At 64.2% G+C, this 26378-nt stretch carries 29 protein-coding genes and 2 pseudogenes; 20 read left to right on the top strand and 11 right to left on the bottom strand.

Annotated features, from left to right (window positions below):
- Positions 1 to 842 precede the first annotated feature (842 nt).
- The 5 genes from BJQ94_RS11535 (at position 843) to BJQ94_RS11515 (ending at position 4607) form a co-directional block, all read left to right on the top strand.
- Positions 843 to 1109, top strand: a complete 267-nt coding sequence (locus BJQ94_RS11535; RefSeq protein ID WP_265398067.1) for a hypothetical protein — start codon at positions 843 to 845, stop codon at positions 1107 to 1109.
- Between the two features lie 64 nt (positions 1110 to 1173).
- A complete protein-coding gene (locus BJQ94_RS11530; protein WP_265398068.1) occupies positions 1174 to 2121 on the top strand; it encodes a cytochrome c biogenesis protein CcdA in 948 nt (315 codons plus the stop codon).
- Complete coding sequence (locus tag BJQ94_RS11525; RefSeq protein WP_265398069.1) at positions 2121 to 2816, top strand: peroxiredoxin family protein; 696 nt, start codon at positions 2121 to 2123, stop codon at positions 2814 to 2816. Before BJQ94_RS11530 ends, BJQ94_RS11525 begins: the two co-directional genes overlap by 1 nt.
- Positions 2813 to 3094, top strand: coding sequence for a thioredoxin family protein (locus BJQ94_RS11520; protein WP_265398070.1), 282 nt, complete (start codon positions 2813 to 2815; stop codon positions 3092 to 3094). Before BJQ94_RS11525 ends, BJQ94_RS11520 begins: the two co-directional genes overlap by 4 nt.
- 7 nt (positions 3095 to 3101) lie before the next feature.
- Positions 3102 to 4607, top strand: a complete 1506-nt coding sequence (locus BJQ94_RS11515) for a multicopper oxidase family protein (RefSeq protein ID WP_265398071.1) — start codon at positions 3102 to 3104, stop codon at positions 4605 to 4607.
- A gap of 33 nt (positions 4608 to 4640) precedes the next feature.
- Here the strand turns inward: BJQ94_RS11515 and BJQ94_RS11510 are convergent, their stop codons facing one another.
- The 4 genes from BJQ94_RS11510 to BJQ94_RS11495 form a co-directional block, all read right to left on the bottom strand.
- Entirely contained in the window at positions 4641 to 5240 is a 600-nt protein-coding gene (locus tag BJQ94_RS11510) for a recombinase family protein (protein ID WP_265398072.1), read from the bottom strand.
- 13 nt (positions 5241 to 5253) lie between these two features.
- On the bottom strand, positions 5254 to 5820 hold the full coding sequence (locus tag BJQ94_RS11505) for a M23 family metallopeptidase (RefSeq protein ID WP_265398073.1): 567 nt from the start codon (positions 5818 to 5820) through the stop codon (positions 5254 to 5256).
- Between the two features lie 130 nt (positions 5821 to 5950).
- Complete coding sequence (locus BJQ94_RS11500; protein ID WP_265398074.1) at positions 5951 to 6562, bottom strand: DUF305 domain-containing protein; 612 nt, start codon at positions 6560 to 6562, stop codon at positions 5951 to 5953.
- Positions 6563 to 6654: 92 nt separating this feature from the next.
- On the bottom strand, positions 6655 to 7026 hold the full coding sequence (locus tag BJQ94_RS11495) for a hypothetical protein (protein WP_265398075.1): 372 nt from the start codon (positions 7024 to 7026) through the stop codon (positions 6655 to 6657).
- Positions 7027 to 7412: 386 nt separating this feature from the next.
- Between BJQ94_RS11495 and BJQ94_RS11490 the strand changes: the two genes are divergently transcribed.
- From BJQ94_RS11490 to BJQ94_RS11470, 5 genes are all read left to right on the top strand, one after another.
- Positions 7413 to 8150: a response regulator transcription factor gene (locus tag BJQ94_RS11490; protein WP_265398076.1), complete on the top strand. Its 738-nt coding sequence runs from the start codon at positions 7413 to 7415 to the stop codon at positions 8148 to 8150.
- Positions 8151 to 8290: 140 nt separating this feature from the next.
- Positions 8291 to 9280 (top strand): ATP-binding protein, encoded by a 990-nt coding sequence (locus tag BJQ94_RS11485; RefSeq protein ID WP_265398077.1) that lies wholly within the window; start codon positions 8291 to 8293, stop codon positions 9278 to 9280.
- A gap of 53 nt (positions 9281 to 9333) precedes the next feature.
- Positions 9334 to 9693 carry a metalloregulator ArsR/SmtB family transcription factor gene (locus BJQ94_RS11480; RefSeq protein ID WP_265398078.1) on the top strand — a complete coding sequence of 120 codons (360 nt, stop codon included), beginning with the start codon at positions 9334 to 9336 and terminating at the stop codon, positions 9691 to 9693.
- Positions 9694 to 9809: 116 nt separating this feature from the next.
- Positions 9810 to 10742 carry a cation diffusion facilitator family transporter gene (locus BJQ94_RS11475; protein WP_275875478.1) on the top strand — a complete coding sequence of 311 codons (933 nt, stop codon included), beginning with the start codon at positions 9810 to 9812 and terminating at the stop codon, positions 10740 to 10742.
- 532 nt (positions 10743 to 11274) lie between these two features.
- The gene (locus tag BJQ94_RS11470; RefSeq protein WP_265398079.1) at positions 11275 to 11691 is read left to right on the top strand and encodes a low molecular weight phosphatase family protein; all 417 of its coding nucleotides are present in this window, start codon (positions 11275 to 11277) and stop codon (positions 11689 to 11691) included.
- A gap of 12 nt (positions 11692 to 11703) precedes the next feature.
- Here the strand turns inward: BJQ94_RS11470 and BJQ94_RS11465 are convergent, their stop codons facing one another.
- The 4 genes and pseudogenes from BJQ94_RS11465 to arsD form a co-directional block, all read right to left on the bottom strand.
- Positions 11704 to 12252, bottom strand: coding sequence for an ArsA-related P-loop ATPase (locus BJQ94_RS11465; protein ID WP_275875477.1), 549 nt, complete (start codon positions 12250 to 12252; stop codon positions 11704 to 11706).
- 89 nt (positions 12253 to 12341) lie between these two features.
- Positions 12342 to 12461: pseudogene (locus BJQ94_RS11460) on the bottom strand (hypothetical protein); the annotation flags it as partial.
- Between the two features lie 224 nt (positions 12462 to 12685).
- Positions 12686 to 13417 carry a TRC40/GET3/ArsA family transport-energizing ATPase gene (locus tag BJQ94_RS11455; RefSeq protein WP_275875476.1) on the bottom strand — a complete coding sequence of 244 codons (732 nt, stop codon included), beginning with the start codon at positions 13415 to 13417 and terminating at the stop codon, positions 12686 to 12688.
- Positions 13417 to 13821, bottom strand: a pseudogene (arsD, locus tag BJQ94_RS11450) (arsenite efflux transporter metallochaperone ArsD). Before arsD ends, BJQ94_RS11455 begins: the two are co-directional and overlap by 1 nt.
- A 701-nt stretch (positions 13822 to 14522) precedes the next feature.
- Between arsD and BJQ94_RS11445 the strand changes: the two are divergent.
- Positions 14523 to 15440, top strand: coding sequence for an alpha/beta fold hydrolase (locus BJQ94_RS11445; RefSeq protein WP_265398080.1), 918 nt, complete (start codon positions 14523 to 14525; stop codon positions 15438 to 15440).
- A gap of 28 nt (positions 15441 to 15468) precedes the next feature.
- Here the strand turns inward: BJQ94_RS11445 and BJQ94_RS11440 are convergent, their stop codons facing one another.
- A complete protein-coding gene (locus BJQ94_RS11440; RefSeq protein ID WP_265398081.1) occupies positions 15469 to 16251 on the bottom strand; it encodes an SDR family oxidoreductase in 783 nt (260 codons plus the stop codon).
- A 1-nt stretch (position 16252) separates the two neighbouring features.
- Entirely contained in the window at positions 16253 to 16786 is a 534-nt protein-coding gene (locus tag BJQ94_RS11435) for a MarR family transcriptional regulator (RefSeq protein WP_265398082.1), read from the bottom strand.
- Between the two features lie 276 nt (positions 16787 to 17062).
- Between BJQ94_RS11435 and tatA the strand changes: the two genes are divergently transcribed.
- From tatA to BJQ94_RS11410, 5 genes are read left to right on the top strand one after another with little or no spacing between them, the layout of a single operon-like run.
- The gene (gene tatA / locus BJQ94_RS11430; protein WP_265398083.1) at positions 17063 to 17323 is read left to right on the top strand and encodes a Sec-independent protein translocase subunit TatA; all 261 of its coding nucleotides are present in this window, start codon (positions 17063 to 17065) and stop codon (positions 17321 to 17323) included.
- A 48-nt stretch (positions 17324 to 17371) separates the two neighbouring features.
- Complete coding sequence (gene tatC, locus BJQ94_RS11425; RefSeq protein WP_265398086.1) at positions 17372 to 18130, top strand: twin-arginine translocase subunit TatC; 759 nt, start codon at positions 17372 to 17374, stop codon at positions 18128 to 18130.
- A gap of 34 nt (positions 18131 to 18164) precedes the next feature.
- On the top strand, positions 18165 to 18512 hold the full coding sequence (locus BJQ94_RS11420; protein ID WP_275875475.1) for a Sec-independent protein translocase TatB: 348 nt from the start codon (positions 18165 to 18167) through the stop codon (positions 18510 to 18512).
- Positions 18509 to 19111, top strand: coding sequence for a fumarylacetoacetate hydrolase family protein (locus tag BJQ94_RS11415; protein ID WP_275875474.1), 603 nt, complete (start codon positions 18509 to 18511; stop codon positions 19109 to 19111). Before BJQ94_RS11420 ends, BJQ94_RS11415 begins: the two co-directional genes overlap by 4 nt.
- A 14-nt stretch (positions 19112 to 19125) precedes the next feature.
- Positions 19126 to 20109 (top strand): acetylxylan esterase, encoded by a 984-nt coding sequence (locus tag BJQ94_RS11410; protein WP_345893439.1) that lies wholly within the window; start codon positions 19126 to 19128, stop codon positions 20107 to 20109.
- Here the strand turns inward: BJQ94_RS11410 and BJQ94_RS11405 are convergent.
- Positions 20106 to 20855, bottom strand: a complete 750-nt coding sequence (locus BJQ94_RS11405) for a GntR family transcriptional regulator (RefSeq protein WP_265400167.1) — start codon at positions 20853 to 20855, stop codon at positions 20106 to 20108. The genes BJQ94_RS11410 and BJQ94_RS11405 overlap by 4 nt on opposite strands.
- A 163-nt stretch (positions 20856 to 21018) precedes the next feature.
- Here BJQ94_RS11405 and BJQ94_RS11400 point away from each other — a divergent pair, with 163 nt between their 5' ends.
- Genes BJQ94_RS11400 through BJQ94_RS11385 form a run of 4 tightly spaced genes read left to right on the top strand, consistent with a single transcriptional unit; the run spans position 21019 to position 26363 of the window.
- Entirely contained in the window at positions 21019 to 22563 is a 1545-nt protein-coding gene (locus tag BJQ94_RS11400) for an ABC transporter substrate-binding protein (RefSeq protein ID WP_265400168.1), read from the top strand.
- A gap of 58 nt (positions 22564 to 22621) precedes the next feature.
- Positions 22622 to 23575 (top strand): ABC transporter permease, encoded by a 954-nt coding sequence (locus BJQ94_RS11395; RefSeq protein ID WP_265400169.1) that lies wholly within the window; start codon positions 22622 to 22624, stop codon positions 23573 to 23575.
- A 2-nt stretch (positions 23576 to 23577) separates the two neighbouring features.
- Positions 23578 to 25563: a dipeptide/oligopeptide/nickel ABC transporter permease/ATP-binding protein gene (locus tag BJQ94_RS11390; RefSeq protein ID WP_265400170.1), complete on the top strand. Its 1986-nt coding sequence runs from the start codon at positions 23578 to 23580 to the stop codon at positions 25561 to 25563.
- Positions 25560 to 26363 carry an ATP-binding cassette domain-containing protein gene (locus BJQ94_RS11385; protein WP_265400171.1) on the top strand — a complete coding sequence of 268 codons (804 nt, stop codon included), beginning with the start codon at positions 25560 to 25562 and terminating at the stop codon, positions 26361 to 26363. The genes BJQ94_RS11390 and BJQ94_RS11385 overlap by 4 nt, the downstream gene beginning before the upstream one ends.
- Positions 26364 to 26378: the final 15 nt, after the last annotated feature.

The raw sequence follows: 26378 nt of genomic DNA, 5'->3' as shown, positions 1-26378 counted from the left end.
GCTCCTTGATCGTTCCTTCACTGAAACTCCATCGATATCGATGCGCACGCAGGCGATGGTGGACATAGACCCACACCCGACGTTGGACGGCTTTCACGGCGGGCTTGGGAGGGATCGCGGGCCTTACGCCGCACGTTCTCCACCACATCGGCCCTCTCGTCGGTTCGGCACTGGTAGGCCGTGACGGTGGAACTGTCCACCCTCCTTGTGTTGCTCGGAAGTCCGAATGCAGGGTCTGATGACAGGTCTGCAGCTGGCTCCACGATCGACGAAGTTGAGAGCTTTTCGGGGCTCACCCGCGAGCACGTCCTCAGCACTGTCGCATTCCCGGAATTGCCTCCGGTGCAGCTGAGCTGAAGATCCTTATCTCCAACTCGGCAGCGAATTCGTTCGAGATCTTGAGCCCGTATCCGGACCTTCCGGCGCCGATCATCGCCACCACGTGGGGTAAGCGGCTTCAGGTAGACAGAGCGGGCGACCCGAGGCTGAGCGAATTCCTCTCCGCCTATCTGCAGGGTCCACAAGCCCCCGAACCCGGCGCGCCCTGCTCTGGCGGAGTCCAAGGCTGAGAGCTCCCTCGCAGATGAGGACCATTCTTTATCGTTTCTTCGTCAAACCTGCACCGAGAGGCCCGGGTAGAGGGGCCACAGTCATGACAAGACATTCCGATAGGAGGAAGTAATGGTCATGAATGCGTGGCCGATTCTCGCCGGAATTTGTGTGGTCTTCGTCATTCTCGGTGTGTGGGCGATCGCTCAGATCTTCCCCGTGAATAGCCGGGGGACTGACACACCACCGGAGGACGCAGTCCACCAAACCAAACCCCAGAAAAGAGAAGGTCCATGAACGGGCACAACCACGGCGGCAAGTCTCATCTCATCGGCATGATCGTGATCGGTGTCGTCATCCTCGGCGGACTCCTGGCGGCCGGCCGGTCGATCGGCGAGGCGCTTCCCATCGCAGCGGTTCTAGCGTGCCCAGTGATGATGATCGGAATGATGTTCATGATGATGCGCAGTAAAAATAGGAGCACCGACACTACGCAGGATTCATACGACCACGCCGACATCAGCTCTAACGAAGCCGCAAAGACCACGACCCAGGCTTGAACCTCGGGCGTCCGCCCCCCCGACGGCACGGCGGTGAGTCCGTGCACTTTTGAAGGAGCAATACATGGAGCAGGTCCTGCTCTCCACCACAATCCTCGCCTCGTTCTTAGGCGGCATCGTCGCCCTATTGGCCCCGTGTTGCGTGTCGGTGATGTTGCCGGCGTTCTTCGCGTCCAGCTTCCGCCGTCGCGGTCAGATTCTGGGCATGACACTGGTTTTCGCCGCCGGTGTCGGCACGATCATCCTGCCCATAGCGTTGGGGGCCGCGATCGTGAGCCGCGCCCTGGCGCAGTACCACTTCTGGATCTTCAGCGTCGTGGGAATCGCCATGGTCGTCGTGGGTGTCGCCACGTTGGTGGGGTGGAAGCTGATGCTCCCGATGCCGTCGGGGAAGAAGTCCGGCTCCGGAATCGGCTCCGTTTATGGCCTGGGCGTGTTCTCTGGCGCGGCGAGTGCCTGTTGTGCACCGGTGCTGGCTGGGGTGGCCGCGATGTCTGGGGCGGCGTCGTCGATTTCTACCGCCGCGCTGGTGGGTGTCGCCTATGTCTTCGGCATGGTCGCCCCGCTCTGCGTCCTTGCACTGGTGTGGGACCGGAAGGATTGGAGCAATAGCCGTCTGCTCACGGCTCGCACTGTTGCGTTGTGGCCCGGTGGGCGCCGGCTGCCGCTGTCAAGCCTGTTGTCCGGTGCCTTGATGCTCGGGATGGGCATCGTCACCATGATCATCGCGGTTCGCGGTATTGGCATGGCGTCTGACGGCTGGCAGGTGCGGGTCACCGCTTGGCTGAACCACGCAGCGGTGGTTATCCAGCAGTCCATTGGTTTCATCCCCGGTTGGCTCTCTGCGCTCGTGGTCTTCGCCGCCCTCGCCACCCTCGTGTGGAAGGCGCTGCGCGCTCGACGCCCACAGGCCGGTCACACCGCTTCGGCGACAGAGCCAGACACGGCAGAACAGGTTGCGGTCGGTGCGACCACTCCGGCATGTCACGACAATGCAAAGGAATCGAAGTAATGGCATCACGCAATAAGAAGCCGGCAGCAGCGATGCGGCCGCTGAGGAAGAACACCAACCGCCTTGTCGTGCTGATCGGTGCCGGCGTGGTCGTGGCAATTTTCGGCGCCTTCTTCCTCGTTCTCGCCCAGCAGCCCTCCGCGCCCGCCCAGACGGCCCAGTCCGCTCCTATGGGCAGGAGCGCCGATGCGGCCGACTACGCAGTGGGATCTCCGGGGGTAGGCGAAATGGCCCCTGGATTCGCAATGGAGTCCACAACGGGGGACACCGTGGATCTGAGTGACTACTCGGGCAAGTCGGTGCTCTTGTACTTCCATGAGGGACTGGGCTGCCAGCCGTGCTGGGACCAGATGCGTGACCTGGATGCCTCATCCGACCAGCTCGCCGCCGCCGGAGTCGACGATGTGCTCACGATCACCAGCGGACCGGTAGACCTGATCGCGCAAAAGATGGACGACGACAAGCTCGCTTCTGTCGCGCTGGCGGACACGAAGATGGACGTCATCAAGGAGTACGGGGCGAACGATTACGGCATGATGGGCGACTCCCGCGCCGGACACAGCTTCATCCTCGTCGGGCCCGACGGCGAGATTGAGTGGCGCGCCGACTACGGCGGCGCACCGGATTACACAATGTACGTGTCAATGACCGACCTGCTCGCCGACATGAAGGCTGCCGGGGTGAGCGGATCATGATGATCACCGTCCTGACCCAGGAATCATGCCCATCCTGCGTGAACGCCAAGAACACCTTGGCGCAGCTCAGCGAAGAGTACCCCCTGGACATCGCGGAGATTCCGTTGGCATCAGCGGAAGGCCGAGAACTTGCCAATCGGGTCGGCATCGTTTTTGCTCCGGGCATCTTGATCGACGGCGAGCTGTTCAGCTACGGACGCCTGTCAGAAAAAAAACTGCGCCGCCATCTCTCCTCGCTGACGTGGCCCGCCATGCGCTCGACCGCGAGCCCAAGCTAACGGAGCAATGATGGTCACCCACTTCACTCGACGGACCTTCCTGGACGCGACCCTGGCTGCGACGGCCACAGCGGTCCTTGCGTCATGCACGACTGGTCCCGGCGCCCGAGCCGGGGCCGACCGGATACTGTCGACCGATCCCGTGGTCGCCCGGTACGAGGCGCGCCGTACGGCCAACGGCGCCACCGTCACCCACAACCTCACCGCCGGTACCTTCGACACCGTAGTCGCCGGCACTGCTCTGACGACCTGGGGGTACAACGGGACACTTAACGGGCCTCTCATCCGCGCAAAAACGGGAGACCTTTTGAAGGTGCCAGTGACCAACAACCTGGCAGAGCCGACGAGCGTCCATTGGCACGGCCTCGCCTTGCGAAATGACGCGGACGGGGTGCCAGGCGTCACCCAAAAAGGGATAGCTTCAGGCAGCGACTATAGATATCAATTCTTTCTGAACCAACCAGGTACCTATTGGTATCACTCCCACGTGGACATGCAACGTGAACGAGCGCTGTCCGGAGCGCTCATCATCGATGACCCCAACGAACCGATGGCCTACGACCAGGAATGGGTCATCCTCCTCGACGACTGGCTCGACGGACTCCCGGGCACTCCCGACGATGCGCTGAACGCTTTGGCCGGCGGGTCGGGTATGAGCGGGATGGATTCGGGCATGAGCGGAATGGGGTCGACTTTCACCAGCCCATACTTGGGCGGTGACGCGGGCGACGTGCCATTCCCCGTCCATCTATTCAACGGCAAGGCTCCGCAAACGGCCGAAGTGTTCGACAGCCGACCCGGCAGTCGGATCCGCTTGCGCATCATCAACGCGGCAGGGGACACCGCCTACAGGGTGGGCATCCCCGGGCAGAAGATCACCCTCACCCACACCGACGGCTTTCCCGTCCAGCACCAGCAGGTGGACGCCGTTGTCCTTGGAATGGGCGAACGCATCGACGCGCTCGTCACCGTCGTCGACGGCTACACTCCAGTTCTGGCTCTCCCCGAAGGCAAGGACGGAAGCGCCTACGGGCTCATCCGCACAGGTTCTGGCACCCCACCCTCGCCGGGTCGAATGCCGTCCACTCTGACAGGTGACGTCACCGACGGCGGTCAGTTGCGAGCAGATGAATCCGTCCGCCTCCCGTCCCGCTCGCCGACCCGGCGACACGAGATGCGACTTACGGGAGGGATGCACTCCTACGACTGGAGCATCAACGGGCGGACCTTCAACATGGACGACCCCTACGCTGGTGCCTTCGATGTCAGCCTCAACGAGCGGGTGCAGATCACGATGATCAACGACACGATGATGTGGCATCCAATGCACCTGCACGGACACAGCTTTCAGATCGCGGGCAACGGAGCACGCAAGGACACCGTCATCGTCCGGCCGGGGGAAACCGTCACCGTCGAATTCGACGCTGATAATCCAGGCCAATGGCTCGTCCACTGCCACAACGCGTACCACGCTGCTCGCGGCATGATCGGCCTGGTCTCCTACGTGAGGTGACGCGAGACGGGCAGCGGGCTCGTCTGCCCGACATCATCCCTCATCGCGCGCCAACTTCGGCTGTCCGTCCGGGTTGCTCAGGAGCGCGCGTTGCACAGTGACGTTGTCGACGCCGAGAGTGGTGGCGATCGTGTCAATCGTGGCGCCCCTTTCGCGCATATCGATAGCTACAGCGATCCTCTCGTTTGTCATATCTGTGGGGCGTGCGCCGTTGCGCCCATGTGCTCGAGCCGGTGCGGGGCCATCGCGCCGGTGCACCTGGATCGACTCAGTACGCAGCTGAGTGAACACAGCGATGATATCGAAGAGGGCCCGGCCTGAGGGGCCGGTCGTATCGATCGCCGGTTCCGCTAGCGAACGAAGCCCGATGCCGCGTTCGCCGAGCTCATGAAGCAGCGTAATCAAACGATCGTCACGACCCAACCGATCCAACTGGCTCAGCTGGCAAACCAACAAGAGGTCACCTGCCCGCAAGTAATCCAGGCAAGCTGAAAACTGCGGCAGCGACGCCTTATTCCTCGACTCGCCGTGGTCCACAAATACGCGCTCGGCGCCGGCCGAGGTCAACGCGATTTCTCGCTCATCAACTCTCTTCTTGCGCGTTGCAACACGCGCGTATCCGATGACGGTCATCGCAGCCTGCCTGTCATGATGCGCTCACCTTGTCTGTCAGCCAGGCGTACGGGGCCGTCGGGGTGACCCCGTCAAGGAGGATCTCGAAGTGAAGGTGTGGGCCGGTACTTTGACCGGTGTTGCCAACGTTTCCCACCAGCTGGCCGACGAGGACGGGGTCGCCGACAGCAAATGCCAGGGTGCCTTCCGTCATGTGGGCGTACAGGCTGCTGACGAGACGCCCGTCGATCATGTGGTCGATGATCGCGTACACACCCAGTCCGCTTTTGCCAGTGCTGGAGACTTCTCTCACGACGCCATTCGCGACCGCTTGGATCGGAGTGTTCACGCCCGGGTTCATATCGATGCCCTCATGGAAGCTGGAGCATCCATCGCACGAGGGAATCCGAGGACCGAAATCAGTGGTGATGGGTACTCCGACAAGGAAGGGCCACTGAATTGCAGAGCCGAGATAGTTCCCTTTGAGGCGGCGGCCCGGTCGACGGGTCGCGGGGAGTGGTCGTTGTGCTCGGCGGCTGAGGTGCGGGTGTTTTTCGGCCAGGCGCAATTGTTTGCGGGGGAGATGGGGTGATGCGGTCATGAGGAGGTGGTCCTTGCGATCACGTTGGCGCGCTCAATCTGCGCCTCAGGGAGGCGAGGAGATGGTGTCCGAGTTGGGCACGCCGCGGATCGGGGCCGCGATGCGCGGCCCCGATCCTGGTGGGGGAGTTCTAGAGTGTGGCGAGGATGTCGTTCATGACATCAATCTCAGCGGTCTGGCTCTCCACGATGTTCGTGGCCATGTCCACGGCGTCCGGGTATTGTCCCTCGTCGATCTCGGTCTGCGCCATCGCGATGGCGCCCTGGTGATGAACGATCATCTGTTCGAGGAAAAGCTTCCCGGCGTCCTCTGAGGAAGCGGACTTGAGGGCGTTCATGTCGTCATCGGACATCATGCCGTCCGTGCCGTGATCCATGTCGGACATATCCATCTCGCTGGAGCTGGTGTCATCCATTCCCCATGCTGTCAGCCACGATTCGAGCTGCTTGATTTCGGGCTCCTGGGCGGCCTTGATCTCGGTGGCCAGATCCACGATGCGCGGGTCGATGCCGTCCTTCGCAAGGAGGTCGTCGCTCATTTCAACGGCCTGTTCGTGGTGGGGGATCATCATCTGGGCGAACTCGACGTCCGCGTCGACGAAATCGACCGAGGAGGCGGAGGAATCGGGGGAGCTGGGGGCGGCGGATGAACCGGTATCGGTGGTTCCGCCGACGCAGGCGCTGAGAGTGAGTGCTGTCGCGATGGCCGCGGCAGTAAGGAGGTTGGTACGTGGCTTGGGCATTGTTAATCCATTCAGAGTCAGGCGTGAGAAACCGGTTCGCCATACGGCGTCGTGAAGGCAGGCGTCAAGTGACGCGAAGGCCATTGCCGGTTTTAGGTGCGACTGATGGAAAGAACGACCAAGCTAGGCCGGAAAAGATGGGGCGCAGGGCCATGAAAGACAGAGACGACGCGCCCGCCCGCTTCGAGCAGGCGCCGATACGTGGCCGGGGTGCGGGCGAGAATGATGAGAGACGCCAGGACCAGCAGGATGGCGCAGGTCATCGCCCACATGGCGCAGTCGAGCATGCAGTCCGCGCAACCGAACAGGCCAACTTCGGCATGCGCCATTAGCGGGATCATCGCCGCTGTCGCCACGACCGCCATCTCAGTTCTGAAGTCTGCGCCACTCGGGATGGTGTCGGAATGTGCTGTGGACTCGGCTGCCCCCGACGCGACGCCGTGTTCGCCGATTATTGAGTGCATGGCCAGGATTCCTAGCAGCATGGCTGTTAGCACCAGAACCGCAGTGAACACGTATGCGACAGCGGGTCCTTGGCGACGTTTAGTTACGGAATTGCCGTGCGGGTCCATGTCACCTCCGGTGTCGATCAGGCCACGTTGCGAACGCGGATACCCGAAAACCGTATCGGCACTTGACAAAGTTCAGCTGAGAATGCCGCGGCTGAGGGTCAGCAAATCACGACCGAGTCAGCGTTTGGGGGATCTGCATAGTTGGATTCTCCTGGCTGGCGACAAGCCCGCGGTGGATGAAATCCACTGAATGGGCTTTTGACAAAGATTGACTGGGGATATGGGCTGTGGCCGCTCATCAGAGAGGTCCGGGATGAACCCGGAGGGACAATGAGACCATGATGTCAACGACCTTCAGGCCACAGACCACTGCGGAGCCGCGTCCGCGAGTCTTGGTGGTCGACGACGAGGTACCGCTGCTCGAGTTGGTGGCCGGCTACTTGGAGCGAGATGGGTTCGACGTTGAGACGGCGGCCGACGGCCAGTCCGCCGTGACGAAGGCACGAGATTGGGCCCCCGCAATCATCGTTCTCGATTTGGGCCTGCCAGGGATGGATGGCATTGAGGTTTGTCGTACCGTGCGCACCTTCACTGATTGCTACATCATCATGCTGACCGCGCGGGTCGAGGAGATCGACAAGCTGGTCGGTCTCTCTGTCGGAGCAGACGACTACCTGACCAAACCATTCAGCCCGCGAGAGCTAGTAGCTCGAGTGCGCGCTATGCTCCGCCGACCGCGCCCCAGCGAACAAGCCGCCGCGCTCGGCACACCGCCTCTTGTCTTTGGCTCCCTTCACATCGACGTCGCCGGCCGCGAAGTTCACCGAAGCGGTGAACCGGTGGACCTGACCCGCACCGAGTTCGAGGTGCTGGTGGCGTTGGCCGGCCAACCTCGAATTGTCTTCTCCCGGCAGCAACTGATTGATGCCGTATGGGGAGACGGCTGGATGAGCGATCCGCATTTGGTGGACGTGCATATCGGGCATGTGCGGCGCAAGATCGGTGATGATCCGTCGTCACCGGTCTTCATCCGGACAGTGCGCGGGGTTGGCTACCAGATGGGCGTGGGAGCGTGAGCAGAACACGCACTCGGGTCCCTGGCCCGAGGGACCTCAGTGCTCGCCTGCTCGGCGCCATCCTCGTCGTTGTACTTGTCGGAGTCGCAACTGCTTGGGTCGTCGTTGCAGGGATCGGCCCAGCCATATTCCATGTTCACATGATGGGCATGGGTGGTTCTGGGGCTGACTCAACGGTGCATGCCGAGGAGGCATTCCGGACGGCATCCATGCTTTCCCTTGCCGTGGCCCTTTTCGCTGCTCTGGCGGCGTCAGTCGGGGTGAGCCTTTTCCTCTCCCGCCGGATCACGCGATCCCTGGCACCCGTCACTGAAGCGGCCGGCCGGGTGGCGGACGGGGACTACACCGCGCGGATCCCAGCTGTAGGCCTGGGCAGTGAGTTCGACGACCTCACTTCGGCCTTCAACTCGATGGCCACCGATCTGGGTCGGATCGAAGCGACCAGAACGAGGATGCTGGGCGACCTGGCGCACGAAATGCGTACCCCCATCACCACCATCGGCGCCTACCTTGAGGCCATCGCCGATGGTGTGCAAGAAGCGGATCCGGCAACCCTCACGATGCTGGGGGACCAGGTCACCCGTCTGGCACGGCTTAGCGAGGACGTCGCCATCGTGACGACTGCAGAGGAAGGCCGACTCACTATGCACCGACGACGCCTGCCCGTTGCCCAGGTGGTCGCGGATGCAGTAGCCCAGGCGACGGCGCAATACGCTGCCCAGAACGTCACGCTGACGGTCACCATGTCCGCAGACGCCCGGGACGCTGCTGTCAGCGGGGACAGCGATCGCATCGGTCAGGTCCTGACAAATCTCCTCGACAACGCAGTTCGACACACCCCGGCCGGGCGCGAGGTGGTGCTCTCCGCCGCGGTAGTCGACGGCCGGGCGGCGATAGCCGTGTCCGACGAAGGCCATGGAATTCCGCCCGACCACATTTCGCATGTTTTCGAGCGTTTCTACCGAGTGGACGCCAGCCGGGACCGCGCTCACGGCGGGTCGGGAGTAGGCCTGGCGATCGCCAAGTCCATCACCGAGGCCCACGGTGGAAGCATCCGAGCAGAGAGTGCCGGTGCCGGCCGAGGCGCGACCTTTACAGTTGAGTTTCCCTTGATCCGCCATCAACGCTGAGGTTCGGTGCACGGCGATTACAAGACGTGGGGTTTTAATGTAAGAATCTGCGTATGGATGCAGATAAGCCCGTTTGCGGACGTGAACCCGACAGCCAATACGTCGAATTGGCAGTCGAGGTGTTCGCGATGCTCGCCGATGCCACCCGGATCCGCATCATTCTCGCCCTGCGCGACGGCGAACTCTCGGTTAACAGCCTGGCCGAGCTGCTGGAAAAGTCCCCGTCGTCAGTGTCACAGCATCTAGCCAAGCTGCGCCTGTCACGATTCGTGACCAGCCGGCAGGAGGGAACCAAGGTGTTCTACAGCCTGGCCAATGAACATGCGAAGCAGTTGGTATCCGATGCGATCTTCCAAGCCGAGCACTCGTTGAGTTCGAACCCACGCCATCATCACTCGGAGGCCGGGGCATGAGTTCAGCCAGCAAGCACCATCTGCACGAGCACGAGCACGAGCACGAGCACGAGCACGAGCACGAGCACGAGCACGAGCACGGCGGCGGAGGGCACACTCACTCCCACCCGACGGGGGTGAAAGGGTTTTTCTACGGCCTGTTCGTGCCACACAGTCATGACGCCGCCGACTCGATCGACGATGCCCTTGAGGCCAGCAAAGAGGGTGTGCGGGCGCTGAAGATCAGCCTTTTCGTGCTTCTCGGTACCACAGTGTTGCAGCTGGGGGTTGTGCTCATCAGCGGGTCCGTAGCTCTCTTGGCTGACACCATCCACAACTTCTCCGATGCACTTACCGCCGTACCGCTCTGGGTCGCCTTTATCCTCGGCCGTCGCGCCGCATCCCGCCGGTACACCTTCGGGTTAGGCCGGGCCGAGGATCTCGCCGGCCTCTTCATCGTCATTGTCGTTGCTCTCTCGGCGGTCGTCGCGGCGTGGCAGTCGATCGCGCGACTCCTGGATCCACATCCGCTTGAAAACCTCTGGTGGGTCGTGGCCGCCGGGGTTATCGGCTTCGCTGGTAACGAGGCCGTCGCGACATACCGCATCCGTGTGGGCCAGCGCATCGGCTCGGCAGCACTGGTCGCCGACGGCGTCCACGCCCGCACCGACGGCTTCACCTCGCTCGCGGTGGTCGCCGGCGCTATCGGCGCCATGCTCGGATTCCCGTTGGCCGACCCGATCGTCGGCATTCTTATCTCCGGAGCGATCATCGTGCTTCTCTGGGGCACTGTGAGGAGCATCGGTCGACGGCTGATGGACGGAATCGAGCCAGAACTCGTCGACCGCGCGAATGCCGCTCTGCTAGCCGTGCCCAGCATCACGACGGTCGACCGTGTGCAGCTGCGCTGGGTAGGCCACCGCCTCCAGGGAACCGCGGTCGTCTCAATTGACGCGTCCACGACGGCCGAGGCGGCCACGGTAGTGAACGAAGCACACCGCGTCGTTAACCAAGCGTTGCCAAACCTCGACGACTTCCTGATCGCTCAACATTCCCAAAGCGGCCGGTGACGGCGAAAGATCTTGCCGTGATCTGGGGCGCCACCGTTGCCGTAGAGGGCTACGACCGTGGGTCGAGTAGGACGTGGCGAAGTCTGCCACTCGATAGGGGCCATGGCGTCTGGTGCATATCTCGGTCGGGCAGGAGAAGGGCTAAATGACGGCATTCAGCCTATCTATTGCCGGTACTGACACTTAAAATGAGATTCCTTTCGAGAGAGAAGCTCATGAAGATCAACAACGAGTCAGATGGTGAATACACCGATTCCGAGTCTGCGGCCGGCTCGTCGGACGCAATTGTCAGCGAGAATCAGACCGAGGGCGAGTACACGGACAGTGATACTCCAAACGATAATCCCGCGGACTCCGGCCGGGACTCGTCTTGACCCTGGTTGCCAGCGACCTCGCCGGCAGTCTCGAGATCAGGCGCGTGGAACGCTGCAATTTGTAATCGCCGTTTGGCCGCCTCCAAACAAACGCCCAAGAGCGACTCGTTGACCGTGCACAGCGTCGACTGTCTCTTCGCGGTAGTTACCATTGCGTCATGACTGAGACTCCTATCCCCAGCGTTCTGTTCGTCTGCCAGAAGAACGGGGGGAAGTCGCAAATGGCGGCGGCTCTTCTGCGTGCGGCAGCGGGGGACACCGTCACCGTGCACTCCGCGGGAACGAAGCCCGGGGCGGCGCTGAACGCACAGTCGGTGGAGTCTCTTGCCGAGCTGGGCGTCGATGTCGGCGATGAGCACCCGAAGCTCATCACAGCGGAGATGCTCGCCGCTGCTGACGTTGTCGTCGTTCTCGGTAAAGAGGCTCAGGTCGCTGAAGTGCCGGGCACGACCTTCGAGACGTGGATCACGGACGAACCGTCCGAGCATGGAATCCAGGGTATGGAGCGCATGCGCCTGGTCCGCGACGACATCCGCGCTCGGGTCGACGAGCTCCTCGCCCGCCTTCAGGGCTGAGCTTGCTCAGGCCTAAACCGACGACACAGTCCTCTCGGCTGCCGACGCGGCCATTAGTGCCTCCAATGCCGGGATCCCAATCGGCTCCACTGCGAGCAGCGGTAGGAGGGCAACTCGAGTGGCGTAGCTGGTGCGCACAGCGTCGATCTCGGGGAGCTCGTTGGCGGCCCGCCGCTGCAGGAGGGCGGATGTTGGCGCTGCAGCTGCGATGGAGTTATTCACGATCCATGCCCATGGCTCGATTCCGGCGCGGCGCAGGTCTTCCTGGAGGCCTGCGGCCTCAAGGACAGGTGTCGTCTCGGCAATGGCCACCAGTAGGACCTTGGTCTGGGTTGGATCCTGGAGCTTCATCATGGGGGTGGTGAAGTGCATCGTGCTACCCATCTGGCGGGAGACCTCGCGGTGATAGGACCCCGTTGCGTCGAGCAGGAGCAAGGTGTGCCCGGTGGGGGCGGTGTCAAGCACGACGAACTTGCGCTTGGCCTCCCGGGTAACTCTGGAGAATGCCTGGAAGACAGCGATTTCTTCCGTGCAGGGCGACCGTAAGTCTTCTCGGAGCATGGCCAGACCCTGCTCATCGAGGTGGGCCCCCCTGTCGCCAGAACGTGGTCGGTATAACGCTCGATTTCGACAGCGGGGTCTATCCGGGAGACCTCGAGGTTGTCGAGGTCACCGGCGAGGGTGTCGGCCAGGTGGGCAGCGGGATCTGTCGTAGTGAAGTGCACCTCGAATCCGCGTTCTGCCAGTGCCACTGCGATAGCGGCGGCCATGGTCGTCTTGCCTACGCCGCCTTTGCCCATGAGAATCACGAGGCCGTGGCCCTCAGCCGCAATCTGGTCGACGAGGTCGCTGAGGGGGCTCGACGTGGGGGTCGATGGGCCGGCCGTATCGTCTTCGACGGTCGCTGTTTCGTCCACCGAAGGATGCCCGCGTAGTGCGGCTAGTCCGACCATGTTGCCGGCCTTGAGGGGCAGGAAATCGGTCGGCAATACGCTCAACGCGTCGCCGCGTGCGCCGAGCGCCTGCTGCTCACGCCCTCGGCCAGCGTGGATTGCTGAGCTCGCGCCACGAGAATCAAGCGAGTCCGCTCGGGATCGCCCAACGCGGCCACGGCCTGAGCATAGACGGCACGCTGCTTTTCGAGACCCGACAGCGGGCCGAGGCAGGACGGGTCGCCCTTGCCCGTATCTAAAAACGCGGTCCAGTCGCCGGGCAGCTGCAGCAACCGTATGGTGTGCCCGGTCGGTGCGGTATCGAAGATGATGTGATCGTATGCGGCGGTCCAGGCGGCGTCGGTGAGCAGATCGGTGAACTCGTTGAACGAGGCGATCTCGGTGGTCCAGGCGCCTGAGAGCTGCTCCGCGATCGAGGCGACCTCAGCGGCGGTTAGCAGCCCGCGCACGGGCCCGACTATGCGCTCGCGGTAGCTCTCGACGGCCTGTTCAGGGTCGATTTCTAGGGCGGAGATCCCGGGCACGGCGGCAATCGGCGTCACGGTGTTGCCGATCGTCACGCCGAACACCTGGCCGACGTTCGAGGCCGGGTCGGTGCTGACCAACAGTACGGATGCGCTGCCCTCAGCGAGGTGGATCGCGCTCGCGCAGGCGATCGAGGCCTTTTCCACTCCACTTTTGCCGGTGAAGAAGAGGAACCGAGGCGTGTCGGTAAGAAAAGCGAGGTCGCTGCGGGTGCCTGTACCGGTGAGAGTGTCGCTACCGGGTGTCATTAGCAGCAGCCTCCGCTGTCACCACCGCAGCATCCGGCGTCGGACGCAGCAGGTTCTCGCGCGGTGTCGGGGGAGAGGAGCGACGGGCGGCCTTCGACGGCAGGGGCGCCCAGGCCGGCCCATTTGGCCAGTTCGGGGCGGGACGGGTACCGGCCGGTCAAAACGGTTGAGCCGTCGACGATCGTGACGGGCAGGCCTTCCTGGCCCACGGTGTGCAGGAAGGTGCGGACGGTCTCGTTCTCCGCGAACGCGAGGGGCTCCTAGGCAAAGTTGAACCGGCGGACAGAACCGCCGGCGGAGGTGGCCCGGTCGATGTCGGCGGATACCGTCACCAGATGCTGGTCAATGTCGACGCCGCAGATGCCGCAGCACAGGCCGGGTTCGAAGATCTGGATGTTCGTCATGGGAGCCTCATCGTCCTCCGGTTGGGACGACACGGTGTTGATTGTTCCCGGCCAACCGAGTATATCGATCATTATCGATATCTCGATAAAGTGGATGAGTATCGCCCTCCGGCATCACCATGGTCGCTGCTGCGATCATCGGCTTCGCGCTGATTCGCGGCAAGAAGGACGACCTCAACCTTGCGTGGGATGACGAGAGTGCTGTGAGCGTCCACCAACTCACCGTTGCAACTGGCCGAATGGGCAACGCTCGACGCAGCGGTACCGGCCGCCCTATCTTTGGCTGGCACAATGACCAATACTTGGTGGATGAGCGGCCACCCAGGGGCAGCTGCGGCTCGACCTGATCGCACCACCGGAGGAGAACCGTGGGATCGAATCAGAACGCGCTGGCTAAGCCGCCCCGGGTCGTGTCGCCGCGCCGACGGGTGGTGCGACGTGTTGTCGCCGTTGTTGCCGTCCTCGCTGTCGCTGCAGTGCTGGTCGGGGGCTGGCGGGTCATCGATTTCGCATTTCGGGTCGGGGAAGGCGCGGTTGCCGAGTCTTCTGTGGCGTCCTTCTACTCCAGCCCGACTCCGGCGCCGGCTGCCGCGGTACCCGGGACCGTCGTTCGGGCCGAGTCAGTGGTCGGCGCCCCTCCTGGATCCCACGCACAACGTGTGCTGTATCACTCCACGGATGTCGTTGGTGCTGACACTCTCGTGTCTGGCCTCGTAATCGTGCCGGACGGCCCGGCGCCGAAGGATGGGCGCACGATCGTGTCATGGGCGCATCCGACCACGGGCACGGCTCCGCGCTGCGCCCCTTCCCGTGGAGTCGCTCCGTTTGCGCTTATCGAGGGTCTCACCGACCTTCTGTCGGACGGCTATGTCGTCGTCGCTACTGACTACGCCGGCATGGGAATCGCCGGGGCGTCCTCTTTCCTGATTGGGGCGACCGAAGCGGCGAACGTGCTCGACATTGCCCGGGCGTCCCGCACGATGCCTGATACGGGAACCAGTGACCGTCTCATACTGTGGGGCCATTCTCAGGGCGGTCACGCGGCTTTGTTTGCCGCCGAGCGCGTTGCCGACTATGCGCCAGAGCTCGATCTGCTCGGGGTCGGTGTCGCCGCCCCTGCAACCGATCTGACCCGCTTGCTCGATGCCGATATCGGCGACGTCTCAGGTGTGACGATAGGTGCGTACGCCTTTGATTCTTATGCCCGGGCGTATCCGTCACAGCTGCCCGAGGATCCGTTGGGGAGCATCCTGACCCCGGCGGGAGTCGCCGCTGTTCCTCGCATGGTGACGCTTTGCCTGCTCGGCCAGAACGGCGAGCTTCATGCGATCGCGACCCCGCTGATCGGCAAATTCACGAGCGCCAACCCCGCCGTCGCGCCCGACTGGAGCGAACTCCTCGTAGAGAACTCACCGGACGAACATCTCGCCGTGCCACTCTTCGTCGCGCAGGGCGCGAAAGATACGCTCATCAAGCCGGAGATCACCGCGCGCTTCGTCGCCGCCCGGAAAGCCGATGGCACGGCCGTCACCTCCCACGTCTATCCGGACGCGGACCACGCCACCGTTGCACTTACCGCGCTGAATGACCTCAGAGCCTGGATGCGCACGCTCACGTGAAACCCGTCTTCGCGGTCAGAAGCACCTGCTACCAGGTCGTATCGCCGCGAAGGACGGCGTCATAGCCACCATCCACGAAAATGACCTGCCCGCACAGATGTGAGTTCTCTTCGTCGGCGAGCCACGCGAGCAACCGGGCCGCGACGATCGGGTCGAACGGACCGTTGAGGGGCATCGGTACTTGCGCGTTCAGCTTTGCGCGGCCTTCGGGCGTAGCAACGAGGTCCCTCGTCATCGGGGTGAGCACAACGCCGGGTGCGATGGCATTCAGCGGAATGCCGGCTCCGGCCCACTGTGCAGTGGTCGCGTTGGTACGTAGCCAGCGGGCCAGAGCACGCTTGCTGGACGAGTAGATCTGGTGTCCGGTTGCCGGAGAGCTGGCGAGTTCAACGCAACGCGCCACAGCCTCCCCTTCGGTACCTTCAAGGAAAAGGCGTTCCAGTTCCTCGTCGTACGACTGCAGAGAAGCCATCGAGTCAACCACCACGGCCCGCGGAGCAGCGGACCGCGTGAGCAAGGGGCGCAGGCCCTCCAGCGTTGCGATCGCGCCGTAGTAGTTCACGGACGCGGTGACTGGGATCGGGTGGCTAAGTCCCGCGACGGCGATGACTGCGTCAAGGGTGCCTCCTGACAACTCGGTCGCCTGATTAATAAGGGCCACCCGGCCGTCGAGGGTGGACAGGTCCGCGTTGATATCGGCGTCTTTGAGATCAGCGCCGATGACTCGGTGGCCGCGTGAAGTCAGCAGCTCGGCCGTGGCCTTGCCAATACCGCTGGCGGCACCGGTGACGAGGTAGGTTCTAGTGGTCATTTCACAACTTTCTGGGATCAGTGGAAGGACGTGTTGCTGTTTCAGTGCGGACAGCGTGAAGTATTGCGTCGTCACGGAACCGGCGGAGAAGACGGTTGAAGTGCGCGCGGTCGTCTTCCGGCCACTCGCGCATCAACTCGGCCATCATCGTGTCGCCGGCCTGCACCAAAGCTCTGGCGGCAGCCCTCCCGGCAGGAGTGAGGCGCAGGAGAGTGGCGCGAGTATCTCCAGGATCCGGCAGTTTCTCGACCAGCTCTATCGCGCTGAGGCGGTTGCTCAGTTTAGAGATGGCCGACGCACCGACCCGGAGGCGAGCAGCCAGCGCGGACGCGCGTTGGTCTCCGTCGCGAGCGAGCAGCGTGATCGCCACGATGGACGTGGCGTCAAGATCCAACCCGGCGCCAGCAGCGAGACCTCTCATGAACGACCCCGAGGACCAGACCGAGAAGACCTCAAGCAGGGCCGCAAGTTGGTCGGATCGGTATGACTGTGCAAGCCGGACTTTCGGGGCATCGTCTGAAAGTGAATCAGTCATCGCACCGTTCGTCCCGTCGTTCACCGGCCAGAAGAAAGCTAGCCGTTTACTGTCTTCGAGACAGTATATCAAACGCGGCCTCGTGGCGTTCGGTGACTGTTGTCCGACGGACTCGCGCGCAGTGCGGGCCCTGCGTGAGCGGGAGGCCACCGCCGGCTCGCCAGGATTTCGTCGAGCTCGTTCACAAGTTCTTTGACAGCGTCCTTGCATTTGGTTGAATTTAGCGTAGCGTATGACGTCATACGTCCTGCTTGATTAGAACAGAGAGGCGAACTCATGTTTGCAAACCTCACCGGATGGCACATGGTCATCATCCTGGCGATCGTATTGCTGCTCTTCGGCGCCCCCAAGCTCCCGGGCCTGGCCCGCAGCGTTGGACAGTCGATGCGCATCTTCAAGAGTGAAGTCAAGACACTGAAAGACGACGATCCGGCGGATGCTTCCGACCCGGCGAGCCCGACGGCCAGCCCGCTCGCTCCGACTGTCATCGTCACCGACCCGCACTCCACCCCTCACCGCGCGGCGAACCAGGCCTGACTCACCGTGACCACCGTCACGAAGGTGAAAGCCGCCCGCGATGGCAAGATGTCACTGGGCGGGCACCTCATCGAGCTGCGCAAGCGCATCACCCGGGCGGCACTCGGCATCCTCGCGGGCGCCGTCGTGGGCTGGCTGCTCTCCGAGCCCGTGCTGGACGCGCTCCGCGTGCCGATCGGCCGGATAGCCGAAGCCCAGGGCCGCACGTCTGAGTTGAACTTCACGACGATCTCCGAGGCCTTCGACCTGCGCATGCAGATTGCCATCACCGTGGGTGTGGTGGTCGCCTCACCCGTCTGGCTGTACCAGATTTGGGCCTTCTTCATGCCGGGCCTCACCCGGCGGGAGAAGCGGTTCGCACTCGGATTCGTCGCCGCCGCTGTGCCACTGTTCTTGGCTGGATGCGCGGCCGGCTGGTTCGTGCTGCCCAACATGGTGGCCCTGCTCACCTCGTTCGCGCCCGCGGACTCCGCGGCAATAATCAGCGCCAAGGGCTACTACGACTTCGTGCTCAAGCTCGTGGTCGCCATCGGCATCGCATTCGTGCTGCCGGTATTCCTCGTCCTACTCAACTTCGCCGGGGTGCTGAGCGCCAGGTCGATCCTCGGCTCATGGCGGGTCGCCATCCTCGTGGTGATCCTGTTCACCGCAGTGGCGACCCCGGCCGCCGATGTGATGTCGATGTTCCTGCTCGCAGTGCCGATGATGGCCCTGTACTTCGTGGCCGGCTTCATTGCCTGGATCCACGACCGGCGCGCCCGGAAGGCCTCCGACCGGCTCGACCAGGAACTGGCCGGCCTCCGATGACTACCCGACCGACAGCAGAGAAGGACCAGCCCACATGTTCGGTTTGACCTTCGACAAGCTCATCATCATCGCGATCATCGCCGCCTTCCTGCTCGGCCCCGAGCGCATCCCGCACTACGCCGCCATGCTCGGCCGTTTCGTGCGTAAAGCCAAGGAGCTGGCCGACGGCGCCAAGGACCGCCTCAAAGACGAGATGGGGCCTGAGTTCGACGAGGTCGATTGGAAGAAGCTCAACCCCCGCCAGTACGACCCGCGCCGCATTATCCGGGACGCTCTGCTCGACGATGAACCTGCCACCCCCAACCCGAGCCGACCGGTGCAGCCCGTCGTCGCCGCGCCGCCCGCCCCCTCCGTTCCCACATCGAAAGGCACCACCCCGTGAAAATCGCCCGCACCACCACCCCCGGCCTCATTGTCGGCATCGGCCATAACGCCGACCCGCACACCACCTTGCCGGTGCAGGCCTGGCTCAAGTCGGTGCGCACCGTCGCGAACGACGGCGACGAGATTGTGCTGGCCCCGGACGCCGGGACCGTGGTGGCCGAGGGTGAGCTGGCCGTGGTGATCGGCCGCACCGCCGCCCGGCTGACGGTCGAGAACGCGCTCGAGCACGTGCTGGGCTACACGATCGTGAACGACGTCACCAGCGCCGAGCGCAACGCCGTGGACAACAAGAACTTCGAGAGCAAGGCGGGCACCAACTACACCCCGCTCGGCAGCTGGATCGAGACCGAGATCGACGACCCGGAGAACCTGCAGATCCTCGTGGAGGTGAACGGCAACCTCGTCGCGTCGTCGGGCACTTTCAACCTGCCCTCCAGGGTGGTCGACACCCTGGTCTACGTCACCCGGTGGATGACCCTGGAACCCGGCGACATCGTGATGACCGGGTCACCCAACACCGCCGCCGAACTCAGCCCGGGCGACGAGGTGGCGATCACCATTCCCGAGATCGGCACTCTGCGCAACACGGTGCGCTGAGCATGCTTCGAGACTTGCCCGAATCCCAGCTGGCCGAGTATCGAAGCGCGCAGGTCGATCCGCCCGACTTCGACCGATTCTGGGCGGACACCCTGGAGGCCTCCCGTCGGCACCCGCTGGCACCGGAGCTGCGCAGGGTCGACGCGGGCCTGGCCACTCTCGACGTCTACGACCTCACATTCGCCGGCTACGCGGGGGAGCGCATCAAGGCCTGGCTGCGCGTGCCGGCCGGCACCACGGCCGTGCTGCCCACGATCGTGCAATTCCACGGCTACGGCCGCGGCCGGGGTGACGCCATCGAGAACCTGCTCTGGGCTTCCGCCGGCTACGCCCACCTTGAATTGGACACCAGGGGCCAGGCTTGGAGCGGATCGCGGGGCAGCACCCCCGACCTGACCGGGTCCGGGCCGCAGGTGCCCGGTTTCCTCACCCGCGGCATCGACGCTCGGGAGTCCTATTACTACCGCCGCCTGATCGTCGACGCGGTACGGCTGGTCGACGCCGTGGCCGAGCTGCCGCTCACGGATGCGACCCGGGTGCTGGTCACCGGCATCAGCCAGGGTGGCGGGCTAGCCCTGGCCGTGGCCGGCCTGGTTCCGGGCCTCGCTGCCGTGGCAGCCCGGGTGCCGTTTCTCTGCGATTTTCCCCGGGCGATACTGATCACCGACCACGACCCCTACAAGGAGATCGCCGACTACCTGTCCTGGTATCGGGGTAAGGCGGATGCCGTGCTGCGCACCCTGTCGTACTTCGACGGTGTCAACTTCATCAAACGCGCCACCGCGCCGGTGTGGCTCTCCGCCGCACTGATGGACCCGATCTGCCCGCCGTCGACGGTGTTCGCGGCGTTCAACGCCTATGACGGGCCGAAGGAGATTGCGGTCTGGCCCTACAACGGCCACGAAGGCGGCGGCGTGGACGACGAGCAGACCGTGCTCGACATCGCCCGGCGCTCGATCGCGGCGGGGGCGCCTGGCTCGTTGGACTACGCGAGTTAGTCGGTGGCGCTCTGCAGTGCCGCCTTCTCCAGCGACCGCCGCAACGGCTGGTAGTGCGCGACCACGGCGGCGCGGTACGCCTCGAGGTCGCCTGCCTTCGCGGCCTCCAGCATCGCCCCGTGGGCGCGAGCGGTGTCGTCGATGTCCTCTGCTGGCGCGATGCCGAGCTTGGGATAGAGCACCGTGTTGATTTCCCAAAACGCGGTGACCAGTTGGCCCACCAGGGTGTTGTCGAGGTAGGCGAGTAGGCGGGTGTGGAAGGCGAGGTCTTCCTCGGCGAAGGCGGTGCCGGTCTCGGACTTGGACACCATCGTGGACACCAGGCCCTCGAGGACCTCATCGGTTTGGCCGTGCAGCGCGTCGACGATCTGCTGCCCCATGACGATGTCGAGCGCTTCGCGTACCTCGATCACCTCGCGCAGTGCGGCGAAGTCGTCTTGCGGGCGGAGCACGCCACGGAAGACGAGTCCTTCCACCAGGGGAGCGAGCGAAAGCTGGCCAACATAGGTGCCGTAACCGTGTTTGACTTCCACGATGTCAAGCGCAGCAAGGGTCCGAATCGCCTCGCGAACACTGGATCGACTAACTCCCAGTTCAGCGCAAATTTCGGTCTCGGTAGGCATGAGGTCGCCAGACTTCAGTCCCCGCCGCAGGATGAAATCCTTGATCTGGTCGGTCACGGAGCTACGTTTCCGGGATGTTTCGGAGGCGAAAACTCCTGCTTTCGAACTGTCGATATTCAGCATCCGTGCTTGACCTTTCACTGGTGTGTGTATAACTTCAATCTAACACGTAGGACGTCTGACGTCTGATTTAGCTTTCTGATTATGAACGAGAGGCAATCTGATGCTCCAAGAAACACTTCAGGGGAAGACTAGCCGTAGGGTCTTCCTCCAGGCCGCAGGCGCGATGGGCTTGGTGGCAACACTGGCTGCCTGTAGCGGCCCCGCGTCTACTAACAGCGTCGCACCAACCCCCTCCGGTGGTGCGGGCATTGACAAGAACGGCACCATCGAGGCGGGCATCTCCTACGCCCTCTCCACCGGATTCGACCCGATGACCACCACCGGCGCCGTCACCGTCGCTGCGAACTGGCACGTGCTCGAGGGTCTGGTAGAACTCGACCCGGTCACCCGCGACGTATACGCCGCGCTCGCTGCCGAGCTGCCCACCGTGAAAGGCAAGACCATTACCGCAGCGTTGCGGGATGGCGCGGTCTTCCACGACGGCACCCCGGTCACTGCCGATGACGTCGTGTTCTCCTTCCAGCGGGTGCTCGACCCGGCCAACGCGTCGCTCTACCTCACCTTCCTTCCGTTCGTGGATTCGATCGCCAAGGTCGACGAGAACACGGTCACGATCACCCTCAACCAAGAGACCAGCCTCGCCCTGGAGCGCCTCTCCGTCGTGAAGATCGTCCCGAAGGCGCTGGTGGAGGCCGACAAGGTGGCCTTCGACTCGCTGCCCACCGGCACCGGCCCGTACAAGATGCTGTCGGCCGTCAAGGACGACAAGATCATGTTCGAGCGCTTCGATGCATACACCGGCGCCCGCCCCGCGCTGGCAGCGGCGATGACCTGGAACCTGCTCTCGGATGCCGCCGCCCGCGTCACCGCCGTGCAGTCCGGCCGGGTGCAGGCCATCGAGGATGTGCCCTACATCGACGTCGCCTCGCTCAAGGACGCCACGGTGGAATCCGTGCAGTCCTTCGGCCAGCTGTTCATGATGTTCAACACCTCGGTCGCCCCGTTCGACGACAAGCGGGTGCGCCAGGCGTTCCGCTACGCCATCGACTACGACAAGCTCATCAACACGGGCATGCTGGGTCAGGCTACGGCCGCCACCAGCTACCTGCAGAAGGAGCACCCGTCCTACCAGAAGGCCAAGACGGTCTACACCTACGACCTGGCCAAGGCCCAGAAGCTGCTCAAGGCCGCCGGGGTCGACGGCCTGACGATCACCCTGCTCGCCACCGACACCAGCTGGGTGAAGGATGTGCTGCCACTGATCAAGGAAGACCTCGACGCCGCCGGCATCGCTACCACCATCGACACGAACCAGTCCGGGGCGCAGTACAAGACCGTCGACGAGGGCAACTACACCGTCATGGTCGCCCCGGGCGACCCGTCGGTGTTCGGAAACGACGCCGACCTGCTCTTGCGCTGGTGGTACGGCGCCGCGACCGTCTGGCCCACCAAGCGGTACCGCTGGGCCGACTCGGCCGAGTTCGCCGAACTGACCGGCTACCTCGACGACGCCATGGCCACCTCCGACGCCGCCGTGCAGAAGAAGCTGTGGGGCAAAGCGTTCGACCTCATCGCCGACGAGTGCCCGGTATACCCGCTGGTGCACCGCAAGCTGCCGACGGCCTGGAACGAAGACGCCATCACCGGCTTCAAGCCGGTCGCGTTCACCGGACTGTCCTTCCTCGACGTCGCTCGCACGGCTCAGTAATCCACCGGGGGCCGGCCGCCTGGCCGGCCCCCACTCCATTCCTTCTTAGGAGACATTTGTGACCGCGCTGCTCAGGCTCATGGCCCGAAGAATCGCCGTGCTCCCGATCATGATCCTGGGCATCACCGCCCTGGTCTTTTTCGTGATGCAACTCGCGCCGGGAGACCCGGCCATCAACGCCCTCGGGGAGAGCTCGTCAGAGACCGCCAGAGAGGCCTACCGCGAAGACGCGGGCCTCAACGACCCACTGATCGTGCGCTACCTCACCTTCCTCGCCAACTTGGTGCAGGGCAACCTCGGCGTCACCGTGCCGCCGGCCAGCAAGGTGACCACCCTGATCGGCTCCGCCTTCCCCCTCACCGTGCAACTGACCATCATGGGCCTGCTCATCGCCGTGGTGCTCTCGCTCACCCTCGGCGTGACCGCGGCGCTCTACCGCGACCGCTGGCCTGACCAACTCATCCGGGTGGTCTCGATCGCCGGCATCGCGGTGCCGTCGTTCTGGCTCGCCATCCTGCTGATCCAGAACTTCGCCCTGGGCCTGGGCTGGCTGCCCACCGGCGGCTACATCAACATCAACGACTCCTTCGCCGGCTGGTTGGGCACCATGATCCTGCCGGCTATCTCGCTCGGCATCCCAGTCGCCGCCTCCCTCACCCGGGTGGTGCGCACCTCGATGGTCGAGGAACTCGACCGGGACTACGTGCGCACCGCCATCGGCAGCGGCCTGCCGCGCAGCGTCGTGGTGAGCCGCAACGTGCTGCGGAACGCGCTCATCACCCCGGTGACGGTGCTCGGCCTGCGGGTCGGCTACCTCATTGGCGGCGCGGTCATCATCGAGGTCATCTTCGACCTGCCCGGCATGGGCAAGCTCATCCTCAACGGCGTGACGAACAACGACATCAACCTGGTGCAGGGCGTGACCCTCACCGTGGCCCTGGCCTTCGTGGTCGTCAACATCATCGTCGACATGCTCTACCTGCTCATCAACCCACGGATTCGGACGGTGTAACGATGCGTCGATCACTCAACGCACGGCTGAGCGTGCCCGCCCAGCGCTTCGGCGCCATGCTGCTCGGCTCCAAGATCGCTCTCGCCTTCTTCGGGCTGGTCGTGCTCGTCGCCCTGCTCGCGCCGGTCATCGCCCCGTTCGACCCGCTCAAGTCGGGCATCCCGGCCCTGCCGCCGTCGTTCGAGCACCTGTTCGGCACCGACCGGAATGGCCGCGACATCTTCTCCCGGCTGCTCTACGGCGCCCGGTTCTCCCTCGCCATCGGCCTCGGTGCCACCGCCCTCGCGCTGATATTCGGCGCGATCATCGGGTCGATCGCCGCCACCGCGTCGCGCTGGCTCAGCGAGACCATCATGCGCATCCTCGACATCATCATGTCTTTCCCCGGCATCGCCCTCGCGATCGTGTTCGTCGCCGTGTTCGGCAAGGAATTGCCGATCCTGATCTGCACCATCGCGTTCCTCTATGTGCCGCAGATCGCCCGGATCGTGCGCGCCAACGTGATGGCCCAGTTCGGTGAGGACTACGTCTCCGCCGAACGCGTGATGGGCGCCCGGTTGCCGCACATCCTGTTCTGGCACGTCGCCCGCAACTGCGCGGCCCCGATCATGGTGTTCGTCACCGTGCTCGTCGCCGACGCGATCGTGTTCGAGGCGAGCCTGTCGTTCATCGGCGCCGGCGTGCAGGACCCGGCGCCGTCGTGGGGCAACGTCATCTCCTCCGGCCGCAACCTGCTGCTCAGCGGCGGCTGGTGGGCGACGTTCTTCCCCGGCATGCTCATCCTGATCACCGTGCTGTCGCTGAACATCCTCGCCGAGGGCCTCACCGACGCGCTGGTGAAACCGGCCACGAAGAACTCCACAGCCGTAGCGGCCGTGTCCGCCGCCGACAGCGCCACCACCATGACGGTGTCCACGATCGAGGTCGCCGCGCCATCCGTGCCCCTCGAGGTGCACCTCGCCCAGCTGCGGCTGATCGAGTCCACCCGCACCGACCGGCTGGTGTTCACCGGCGACGCCGCTCCGCTGCTCGAGGTGAAGAACCTGAGCATCCGCTTCCCCAACCGGCACGGCGACGTCGCCGTGGTCGACAACGTGAGCTTCTCGGTGCGCCCCGGCGAGACCATGGCCCTGGTCGGCGAGTCCGGCTGCGGCAAGAGCATCACCAGCCTGGCCATCATGGGCCTTCTGCCCGACACCGCCGAGATCACCGGGCAGATCCTGTTCGAGGGCCGCGACCTGCTCACCATGCCGCGCAAGGACCGGCAGGCCCTGCTCGGCCACGAGATGGCGATGGTGTACCAGGATGCGTTGAGCTCGCTCAACCCGTCGATGCTGGTGCGCACCCAGCTCGGCCAGCTGATCAAGCGCGGCGGCACCCGCAGCGCCCGGGAGCTGCTCGAGCTGGTGGGCCTGGACCCGGACCGCACCCTGAAGAGCTACCCGCACGAGCTGTCGGGCGGGCAACGCCAGCGAGTGCTGATCGCCATGGCGCTCACCCGTAACCCCAAGCTGATCGTGGCCGACGAACCCACCACCGCGCTGGACGTGACCGTGCAGGCGCAGGTGATCGACCTGCTCAACGACCTGCGCGAGAAGCTCGGCTTCGCCATGGTGTTCGTGAGCCACGACCTCGCCCTCGTTGCGGAGCTGGCGCACCGGATCACCGTGATGTACGCCGGCCAGGTGGTGGAATCCGCGCCGACCACCGCGCTGCTGATGAGCCCCCGGCACGAGTACACCCGCGGCCTGCTCGGCTCGGTGCTGTCGATCGAGGACGGCGCCACCCGGCTGCACCAGATCCCCGGCACAGTGCCGTCACCGCGCGACTTCGCCACCGGCGACAGGTTCGCGCCCCGGTCACGCACCGGTGACGCGGTTCGGGCCACCCGCCCGGAGCTGCGCCCGGTCACCGGCACCCTGCACCTCGTGTCCACCCACAACGATGCCCTCCTGGCACCGGATGACGAACTGGAGACCACCCGATGACTACCAGCAGCGAGATCCTTCGGCTCGACGACATCCACGTCATCCACACCGCTCGCACCGGCACCCTGTTCCGTCGCGACAAGGTGCATGCCGTCAACGGGGTGAGCCTCACCCTCAACCGCGGCGAGACCATCGGCATCGTGGGGGAGTCCGGTTGCGGCAAGTCCACCCTGGCCCGGGTGATGGTGGGGCTGCAGGAGCCCACCAGCGGCACCGTGTCGTTCAACGGCCGCAACATCGTCAAGCGCGACCGGGCCACCGCCAAGGCCTACGGCAAGTCGGTGTCGATCATCTTCCAGGACCCATCCACCGCACTGAACGCCCGGATGACGGTGCACGACGTGCTGATGGACCCGCTGCGGGTGCACGGAATCGGCACCCTGGCGCAGCGGGAGGCCCGGGTGCGGGAGCTTCTGCACCTCGTCGGCCTGCCGGCCTCCACCAGCGACGTGTTCCCGGGTCAGGTCTCCGGCGGGCAGCGCCAGCGGGTGGCCATCGCCCGGGCGCTCGCCCTCGAGCCCGACATCATCGTGGCCGACGAGCCGACCAGCGCCCTGGATGTCTCGGTGCGCGCCCAGATCCTCAACCTGCTCAGCGACCTCAAGGTGGGCCTCAACCTCGGCATGGCGTTCATCTCGCACGACATCCAGACCGTGCGGTACGTCTCGGACCGCATCGTGGTCATGAAGTCCGGCCGTGTGGTCGAGGAGGGCCCCGCCGAGCAGGTATTCCGCAACCCGGCCGACGCCTACACCCGCACCCTGCTCGGTGCGGCCCCCAGCCTTCTCATCCATAACTAACGAAATCAGGAGTTC

Origin of the sequence: Cryobacterium sp. SO2, from assembly GCF_026151165.2 — a bacterium.
Classification (GTDB): Bacteria; Actinomycetota; Actinomycetes; order Actinomycetales; family Microbacteriaceae; genus Cryobacterium.
The sequence above is the reverse complement of the archived record's forward strand: the minus strand, read 5'-3'. Positions and strand labels throughout refer to the sequence as shown.